Genomic DNA, 1,011 nt, shown 5'->3' with positions numbered 1-1,011 from the left:
CAGCATTAAGGAGACAAAGATGGCTGTAGAAAAGAAATACGAACTTACTGATGAAACAATTGAGTTTAGAGGGAAAACTCTTCACCGCATTCGTGCATTGAGAAGCTTTGGAAAAGTTAAAGCAGGTGATGTTGGTGGTTTTGTAGAGAGTGAAGGCAACCTCTCTCATGAGGGCGATTGTTGGGTTGGGAATAGGGCATGGGTTTATGGTGATGCACGTGTTTTTGGCAATGCCAAGGTTCTTGGTTTTTCTCATGTTTATGACAATGCCCGTGTTTATGAGAATGCCAATGTTCTTTTAGCAGCTGCGATTTATGGCAACGCCAAGGTTTGTGGTAATGCGCATGTATTTGGCAATGCCAAGGTTTGTGATGAAGCTGCGGTTTTTGGTAATGCTTACGTTTACGATAATATCCATGTTTATGGCAGCGCCAAGGTTTATGGCAACGCCAAGGTTTGTGGTTATGCCAAGGTTTGTGATGCTGCTAAGGTGTTCGGTCATGCCGTGGTTTATGGTAAGGCCAAGATTTATGGAAATGCATATGTTTGCGGCACTGAAGAATATGGTGGCGACAGAGTTTATATGTGTTCACATAATGCAAATGAAGCGCATAAGAATGATGATGGTAAGCCTCGTGTAGAGCTTATACCGCCGTTGGCACTGCTTGAAATTGGTAAAGTTTTAGAGTTTGGGGCAAAGAAGTACGGAGCAAACAATTGGCGTAATGGCATGCACTGGAGCAAGTTTCACGGTGCTGCTTTACGTCATTTATTAGCATGGTTTGGTGGAGAGCATAAGGATGCTGAGAGTGATTTATCACACTTGGCACATGCGGCTTGTTGTATTCTTTTTTTAATGGAATGCGAAGCACAACAGATTGGTCATGATGACCGCCCTCATAAAAATTAAAGGAGATAAAGATGAGTTCGAATGAAATTTTATGGATAGAAGTGGTTTCAGTTTTGCTCTTAAGCGGAGTGATGTTTTGTATTGCATTGCATTATCGCGCG

1 protein-coding gene is annotated in these 1,011 nt (G+C 42.3%); it reads left to right on the top strand.

Translation table 11 applies throughout. The features are described from left to right. Positions 1 to 583 precede the first annotated feature (583 nt). Positions 584 to 910, top strand: a complete 327-nt coding sequence (locus ACFILT_RS06940; RefSeq protein WP_375679806.1) for a dATP/dGTP diphosphohydrolase domain-containing protein — start codon at positions 584 to 586, stop codon at positions 908 to 910. Positions 911 to 1,011: the final 101 nt, after the last annotated feature.

Source organism: Bartonella sp. AP7XZML (assembly GCF_042195745.1).
Lineage (GTDB): Bacteria > Pseudomonadota > Alphaproteobacteria > Rhizobiales > Rhizobiaceae > Bartonella.
This window is presented reverse-complemented; position numbering and strand designations above follow the sequence as displayed.